This window comes from Paracoccus nototheniae (genome assembly GCF_004335005.1).
In the GTDB taxonomy this organism is placed as follows: Bacteria; Pseudomonadota; Alphaproteobacteria; order Rhodobacterales; family Rhodobacteraceae; genus Paracoccus; species Paracoccus nototheniae.
In genome coordinates this window covers 1-6,955 of the sequence record NZ_RQRT01000115.1, presented here as the reverse complement: position 1 = coordinate 6,955, position 6,955 = coordinate 1, and the positions used below count along the sequence as shown (strand labels likewise).

Below are 6,955 nucleotides of genomic sequence, written 5' to 3'. Positions count from 1 at the left end.
TGCACATCCAAGACATAACCCGCCGCCCCACCGGGGCGGGCGTAGACGTCGAAACGGGCCATCAGAACTGCCGGTATTGATCGAGGGGCAGACCCTGCGCGTCGATCCAGGCGTTCGAGCTGGTCAGAGCTGCGGCGTTCTCGCGCTGCCAAGCCTCGGCCTTGGCAGCGGCTACGGCACGGCGCAGACCCGCCTCGGCGGCCTTAGACAGATTGACACCAAAGGACCGGGCCTCGGTCAGCAGTGCCGGGTCCAAGGTCAAGTTAGTGGGCTTTCGGAGGGCAGTCTGGGCTTGCATGATCCACCTCTATTCATGCGCATGATATATGCGCATTAGGGTGTCAGGCAAGCTCAGGTTTCAGAACGGCCACCATCGCCGCGGGCGACGTCTCGCTAGGCTTTGTGCCTGCTCTTTCCAGCTATCGCGATCACGCTCTAGATCCAAAATCCGCTGATCTTTGCTCTTAAGTTCGGCCTCTAAGACTGCAATTCTGGTCAGATTTCCCTCAGCACGAGGGGGCAAGGAACTGTCAACACTGACAGTGGCAATGTCAGATCTTTCTGACATCCATTTTGACAGTTCCTCGATAGGTATTTGCCAGCGATTTCGGTTGTCTCTGAACGCCGAAAGACCACTGTTTTTTATGGCATTCATGATGGTTCCGCGTGAAACGCCTACGCGCTCTGCTGCCTGCTGTGGTGTCAGTCTTATCAGTGTCATGACAGTGACAATATCAGACAATTTTTTGATAGGAATGACACTTTTACAGTCTCCCCACCTGCTTGCAGAAGTCGGAAAACAGCTTCTCAATGTTGCTAGCGTCACGAGAGATGCCGCGCTCGCTTAAGAACCGCCGGAAGTCGGTCGCAATCTTGGCGTTATCTGCATTGCAGCCAGCTTTGCGCTTCAGGTCGATCCAGTAGGGCGAATAAGCGATGCTGCCAGTTTCGGGAAATGCACTGATCGATATCGCGGCCGTTCCTTCCCGCCTTGCTTTCCGTCCTATCTTGGAGCTGTCTAGCTCGCGCTTGGCATCTCGCTTCCCTTCTTGCGGCTTTTCTGTCCAAGAAATCGTGATGTTGGTGACGGTCCGCCCGACCTTTTTTGGCGTAGCTGTTAAGATCATTCTGGATGTCTGATTGATTTCAGAAATGGCTGGTTGGATTACGTCTCGGTTCAGGTTGGCAAACCGTTGAATTTTTTCTTCCGGCACTCCCATCACAGCCCGCAGCTCAGCGACGGTGAAGGTTTTGCTAGTAACGTGATTGAGGTTCACGAGGCTGGCGACATGCTGGAACAGCAGGATCGAGTATTTCGAAGACAGGGCGAACACTGTCTGCCGATCAAGGATAGCCCAGTGGCAGGACTTCTCGGCCATCTCACGAAAGGCTCTGCCAAACCACCAGGCGACCAGGAGGTCGTCGCTGACCTCACGGCGGTAATCCAGCGTCGCCTGATCCAGAAACCCGCCGATGATCTCGCATTGAGCTTCAGTGTCATCGAAGACAATCACCGCTCCCCGCAGCTCGACGAAGAGCTTCCGCATCGTGGCGCGGGTATGGTTCCGCATGCCATCGATCTTCTTGATGTCTGCCAGCCGCAGTTCGTGGCGCACATCATCGGCCATGCGTCCGCCCGCCGTGCCGATCAGAAGATGCATCAGTTTGAGAGCTTCGGCACTTGGCGGATTCTCGATGTAGACCCCGCGCGCCACCTCGGCGGGCAGCACGGTCTTGGTCTCGTCATGGGCGCGGTCTGCCGCGATTTTCAGGGTCTTAATCATGGTAGATTTTTAGGTGCGTTAAAATCTACCTGTCAACCTGTGATTCAGTCCCCATATCCTACTTATCAGTCCCCATATCCTACTTATCAGTCCCCATATCCTACTTATAAACTCATAACTATTTGAATTTATTTGTTAATAGCGGCCATGAACTAAGAAGAACTTTAGAACAAGAAGGGCTTCGCCCATTTTGCTTCTGATTTTTGGGCTGGAAAGACCTGTTTGCGCCCTCATCCGGGCTACCTGGGAGTCCTGTTGCGATGCCGAGAACGAGGTCAGTGCCCGTCATCCCAGGCATCGTCCTTCGGCTTGATCCGGTGCTCGACCACGGGCTCTTCGCGGACCCGCTCCTGAACGACCGTTTTCTTTTTTGGAGACTGCTCGACAGCTTCGACCACTGCCTTGGGCTGCGGCGTCGTTCTGGTCCTGGTCGCAGCCTTCGCCTTGACGGCGGGCTTTGCAGCCGGGGCATCGAACTCGTCCAGCGCCTTTTGTGCTGCCGTCTGCAGGCGGGCCATGAAGGCTTTTTCATCCAGACCGTTTTCCCGAGCAAAGGTGCGGCCGCCTGCGACCATGCCGTCCTGAATGGCGTGCAGGCGGCGGTTCTCCTTGGCGATCAGCTCGGCCCTGGTCTCGGTCGCCTTCAGCTCGCGGTGCAGCCTGCTGTTATCGTATTGAAGGCTGCTGAGCTCCTTCTGCATCTTCGGGGTGCCGTGGATCTGCTGCTTGAGGGTGAAGACCTCTACGGCATGAGCGCGGTTTTCTCGAAGCCGGACCGCGCGGACGCTTCTCACGGCGTCTGAGACGTCCTCTGAGGCCCTTTCCCGCCATTCCGCCTCCGTCTCTCCGCCCAGCCCCAGAATGGCGCCTCGGCGGCGCTCAGGGAGGCTCACGGCGGCATCGGGGTCGGTGAGATGGGCATAGGCCCTCTGGACCCGCTCATGGCGCGCCGGAGAGCCCTGCAGGCCGCGTTCGAGACCATGGGTCTTCCCGACCCGTTCCGCAAAGTCGGTCTGCATGGCAGAGAGTTGTTCGCGGCTGCCGACGAGGGCGCGGGCGTTCAGCTTGCCGCGTTCGTCGAGGGGGATGGTCATCACCGTCATGTGGGGCGTGGACTCATCCCGGTGGATCACTGCGGAAAGCACGTTCTCGGCCCCGTGGCGAGCCTTGAGCCAGTCGAGGGCATCGGTGAAGTAGGCATCCTGCTGTTTTCGGCTCATGGCGTTCAAAGCTTCGGGAGAGCCACCAACAAAGTACTCCAGCCCATGGACGGCATTGCTGCGGATCTTCTCGGGGGCGCGGTCCTTCCAGGCATCGAGGATGGCGCGGCTGGTATCGCCGCCCACAAGGACGGTATTCTCCGGGGTGCGCCGGGTATCGGCATTGGGCGTGTCACGTTCACGGAAGGTATGCTGGAGAGACGCGCCCATATTGCCCATGGTTTTGATCTTGGCGCAGCGAAGGATGGCGAAGCTGCGATAGCTCGGCTCGCGCGTGAGGCGCCCGATGGTCATGGCGAGGTTGATGCCCTCTTCATCGTGACGTGTGCGCATAGACCGAACCTCCAAGGTAAGGTTTATGTGTACTCACTAGACAATTTGGCACAAGGCCAAATTATACGCTCGCCCCGCAACGCGGGGAAAGGACACATAAACCTTACCTTGGAGGTCGGCGTACCTCTGTTCTGTCATGCTGTTTGTCTGTGGCAAACAGCATGACAGAACAGAGGGACAGGATAGGTTCACCGGACAAACGGGGAGGAGAGAATGGGACGGTTTGATATGATCGTAGCTGTACTGTGAAAGCCGCTAACAGATCCCGCCCCCTTTCTTTCCAGGTAGGTGAGCGTAGTTGTCAGCGGTAAATATAAGTGATCAGGCGATCTTGAGGATTCACGAGCACCGTCTGCCCGTTGATCTGCGCATAACGATAATCCGGCTGCTCGGGGATCTCGTAGATGGTGACGTTCTCTGGAATGCCTGCACCCACGACGACCTCGCCGTCCAGATAGATCGGCTCAACCGTATTCGAGGTGACATAGGTCGTAACCTCGGTGCTAGGATCCTCGGCTGCAGCCGCTCCTGTTGTACCACCAATGACGAGGCCGGCAGCAGCGCCGATGGGTCCACCAATCAATGCGCCCATCGCAGCGCCCCCAAGACCGCCGACTGCAGCGTCTTGCCCTGTCGTCGGATCCCCGACGGGAGCCTCGATGATGGTCACGCCCACCGTCTCGCGGTTGGGATAGAGCGATACGACTTCGTCGCCTGCCTTAACGTTCAGGTAGTCGCCATAGGCCCACCCTTCCAAATTATCGCCGCTGACCTGACACCAGTTCGCGCTGTCGATGCAGCCCAGAACGGACACCTCGTCACCTGAGCCAATCGCGCCGATTACGTCGTGCTGCACTCCGGGTCCGGAACGGACGTTTAGATCGGTTGAAACTGTGGCCATCGTTTGTGCGGATGCCGTTCCGCCAATTGTCATGGCTGCGAGGAAAGTAGGAACAAGATACGTTTTCATTGTAATCTCCTATCTCGCAGGCCAGATGCCCGGATGATGCATGCAAACTTGCCGCGACAGCCTCCAGTTCCCGGATGAGAGTAACGGTTGCGTTTTGTTCAACCGTTAGTTGAAAAGGGCGCGCGCCAAGTTAATCACTGCCAAAATCTGGCGGGTTTCGGCGTCGACCCGATACAGTTGATCGTCGCTGCGGTAATAGCGCCAGTTGTCACGACGCTCGATATCATAGCGATCCAGATCGCGGACCAGAACATAATCTTCGACACGCAGCCTGTCCCCGACGCCACGTCCATAGCGGATATCACTGCGCCTTGCCTGACCTGGCGGCACGCAGGCGGGGGATTTTTTGGCGAGACCCGGCGGGCATCCCTGATGCGCATGGTTTGCATCGCGCTCGTGATGGCGACCGCGGCCCGGATCCGCCGTGACTGAGCCTGCAAGCCCGAAGGTCAATGTGGTTGCCAAGGCAATTCCAGAAAAGAGAGTTTTCATCACGGCACTCCTGATGCTTTTCCTGATCTTATAACGGCTTCAGGTCAGAATTGGAGCCAGCGCTTAGTTCCCAACTTGGTGAATGGAAGGAGGATAGCGTGATCCGACCTGGGGAGCGGTCATGCCTACTGGGGCTTGATTTATATCATTAGCCTGCCCGAGCAACTGGAACGGGTTTTTCTGCTCGAAAAACAATCTGAAAAATTATGCCTTATTTGTTGCCCTGAGTTATTGAAAAATCAGCGTGAATTTGACAAAATTCAGCAACCCAAGCAAGAAAATTTCTAATAAAAACTTGTTTTTCAAGAAAAAAGCGCCTCCAGAGAGAAATCTCCAGAGGCGCCTCTACTATACACAACTTTAAGAAGTTAACATTGCTAGACCAGCAACCAGAAACGGGAAATGGAGATGTTAGTTCCAAATTTTTTGCGTGAGCGGGAAAAGATTTTTTCTAAGCAATGCGCTGAAATATCACATATTTCAATGTATCATCGCATACGATTCTGTTCCCAGTCAATGAGACGAGCCCCGAGAGCGATGATGTATCGCGCCGCCGGGCTATGAGTGTCATTTGGAGGTACAAAGCCGCTGATCAGATCATAGCGTGCCTTGGCAGCCTTATAGGCGGCAGTAGTGTTAATTTGAGGAATTTCGTCAACTATCCATAAATGACGTATAACCTCTTCAACCTGACCTTCAGACAGACCCGCTGCCAAGATCAGCTTTCGCAGTTCCTGCTCTTGCATTATTTATCTCATCGCCTTTTGCCAAATAGGCATATGTCGATGACAGGCCAGATAGCCAATTCAAGTTTAAGTCATTTAAGAGAATATCTGGGGAAATCCGCTTAAATTATATTATATTAAGAACATTACTCTTATCGGTGAAAGGCTTAATTTTGAACCAGACCAAGAAGTTAGGGGCTGACAGAAGCTGGCGCCTGAAACAGGAAAGTTGGGAGCGCGATCAAGCGATCGAGCGGATGATCGAGGCTAAAGTCGTTCATGCACTTCGCATTTTGAAGATTGACAGCTCTGAAATTTGTGCGGTCTCCACCCGTTCTGCCACCTAGGCGCCATCTTTCTCGCAACCCCAGGCTGACCCCCGCCCCCTGCGCGTCTCGGCGCATAACACCGCTTCTCGGGGTTGGCACAACTAGCGGTGGATCTGCGGCCCCCCCTTGTCCCATTCGTTGATCTGTTCCCCAAGGGAAATCACATAGCGCGCGGCCGGGCTGTAGAGGTCATCCGGTGCCAACCTGTCATCCATCACCCGATAGAGAGCCGTGGCGGTTTCGTAATCGCTCCGGGAGGTGATTTTGGCCGCGCCGCCGAAAGTCTGGAAATAGCCCAGCACGTCGTCAACCTGATCCGCAGGCAGGCCAGCCGCCAAAAACATGGCCTCAAGGTCGTGATTGTCCATGAGCCATCATATCATTGGTAAAAGCCGGCGGGGCCCTCAGTGTTCGCAGGCGATCCCGTCGCCGTCCCGGTCTAGGTCATAGACGTCAGGTCCGACCACCTCGACCGGACCTTGCACGTATTCGGGGCCGTCGCCGCTGCCACTCGCACAATCCACATCGCTGGCGACGGAACACAGACGCGCTCATAGCTCGGATGACACTCCTGAGACCACACCCCCGAAGCGCCGGGGGTGGTGGCCTGTTATTTTTACCTATGTCGCCAGACGACAGGCAGCGGTTGAGCCGGGCACGAGCAGCATCGGCTTAATGCCCATTCTCGCCAGACAGGCAGGGTCAGGGTTGAGTGAGGGGACTGTCAGCCATTGTCAGAAGCCCACCAAGACCATGTCCAGCGCTGCCATAATCTCGCTGTCACGATCATCTAGAGTGGTGACGGGATTGCGTAGGAGGGCGCGCGGGATCGCCGCCATGAACTGGGTGACCATGACATGCGGCTCGGTCCCAATTTCGAAGATGGGATTGAGCCGCTTCGCCGGGATCGGAGCATCCGCGACACGCAGGAGGGGCACCACGATCCGGGTGTTCAATCCGCTCAGCACATCGGCTTGCACATCCAAGACATAACCCGCCGCCCCACCGGGGCGGGCGTAGACGTCGAAACGGGCCATCAGAACTGCCGGTATTGATCGAGGGGCAGACCCTGCGCGTCGATCCAGGCGTTCGAGCTGGTCAG

The 6,955-nt window shown here is 56.2% G+C and carries 11 protein-coding genes; 1 reads left to right on the top strand and 10 read right to left on the bottom strand.

The genetic code is table 11. The annotated features are described in order from the left end of the window. Nucleotides 1-61 precede the first annotated feature (61 nt). The 7 genes from EG885_RS21260 to EG885_RS21230 form a co-directional block, all read right to left on the bottom strand. On the bottom strand, nt 62-298 hold the full coding sequence (locus EG885_RS21260) for a type II toxin-antitoxin system CcdA family antitoxin (protein ID WP_131578670.1): 237 nt from the start codon (nt 296-298) through the stop codon (nt 62-64). Nucleotides 299-358: 60 nt separating this feature from the next. Continuing rightward, nucleotides 359-721 carry a helix-turn-helix domain-containing protein gene (locus EG885_RS23620; protein ID WP_131578668.1) on the bottom strand — a complete coding sequence of 121 codons (363 nt, stop codon included), beginning with the start codon at nt 719-721 and terminating at the stop codon, nt 359-361. A 43-nt stretch (nt 722-764) separates the two neighbouring features. Then, nucleotides 765-1,784 carry a replication initiation protein gene (locus EG885_RS21250; RefSeq protein WP_131578666.1) on the bottom strand — a complete coding sequence of 340 codons (1,020 nt, stop codon included), beginning with the start codon at nt 1,782-1,784 and terminating at the stop codon, nt 765-767. A gap of 275 nt (nt 1,785-2,059) precedes the next feature. Continuing rightward, complete coding sequence (gene mobV, locus EG885_RS21245; protein WP_131578664.1) at nt 2,060-3,337, bottom strand: MobV family relaxase; 1,278 nt, start codon at nt 3,335-3,337, stop codon at nt 2,060-2,062. Nucleotides 3,338-3,638: 301 nt separating this feature from the next. Then, the gene (locus tag EG885_RS21240) at nt 3,639-4,307 is read right to left on the bottom strand and encodes a DUF1236 domain-containing protein (RefSeq protein WP_131578662.1); all 669 of its coding nucleotides are present in this window, start codon (nt 4,305-4,307) and stop codon (nt 3,639-3,641) included. Between the two features lie 105 nt (nt 4,308-4,412). Beyond that, the gene (locus EG885_RS21235) at nt 4,413-4,799 is read right to left on the bottom strand and encodes a hypothetical protein (protein WP_207392371.1); all 387 of its coding nucleotides are present in this window, start codon (nt 4,797-4,799) and stop codon (nt 4,413-4,415) included. A 488-nt stretch (nt 4,800-5,287) separates the two neighbouring features. Then, nucleotides 5,288-5,545, bottom strand: coding sequence for a hypothetical protein (locus EG885_RS21230; protein WP_131578660.1), 258 nt, complete (start codon nt 5,543-5,545; stop codon nt 5,288-5,290). A gap of 152 nt (nt 5,546-5,697) precedes the next feature. On the opposite strand from EG885_RS21230, the gene EG885_RS22890 reads away from it, so the two are divergent. Further along, on the top strand, nt 5,698-5,871 hold the full coding sequence (locus tag EG885_RS22890; protein WP_165571256.1) for a hypothetical protein: 174 nt from the start codon (nt 5,698-5,700) through the stop codon (nt 5,869-5,871). An 83-nt stretch (nt 5,872-5,954) separates the two neighbouring features. On the opposite strand, the gene EG885_RS21225 is transcribed toward EG885_RS22890, so the two are convergent. From EG885_RS21225 to EG885_RS23615, 3 genes are all read right to left on the bottom strand, one after another. Next, the gene (locus EG885_RS21225; RefSeq protein ID WP_131578658.1) at nt 5,955-6,221 is read right to left on the bottom strand and encodes a hypothetical protein; all 267 of its coding nucleotides are present in this window, start codon (nt 6,219-6,221) and stop codon (nt 5,955-5,957) included. Between the two features lie 366 nt (nt 6,222-6,587). Next, on the bottom strand, nt 6,588-6,890 hold the full coding sequence (locus tag EG885_RS21215) for a CcdB family protein (RefSeq protein WP_131578656.1): 303 nt from the start codon (nt 6,888-6,890) through the stop codon (nt 6,588-6,590). After that, nucleotides 6,890-6,934, bottom strand: coding sequence for a hypothetical protein (locus tag EG885_RS23615; protein WP_423227224.1), 45 nt, complete (start codon nt 6,932-6,934; stop codon nt 6,890-6,892). Before EG885_RS23615 ends, EG885_RS21215 begins: the two co-directional genes overlap by 1 nt. Nucleotides 6,935-6,955: the final 21 nt, after the last annotated feature.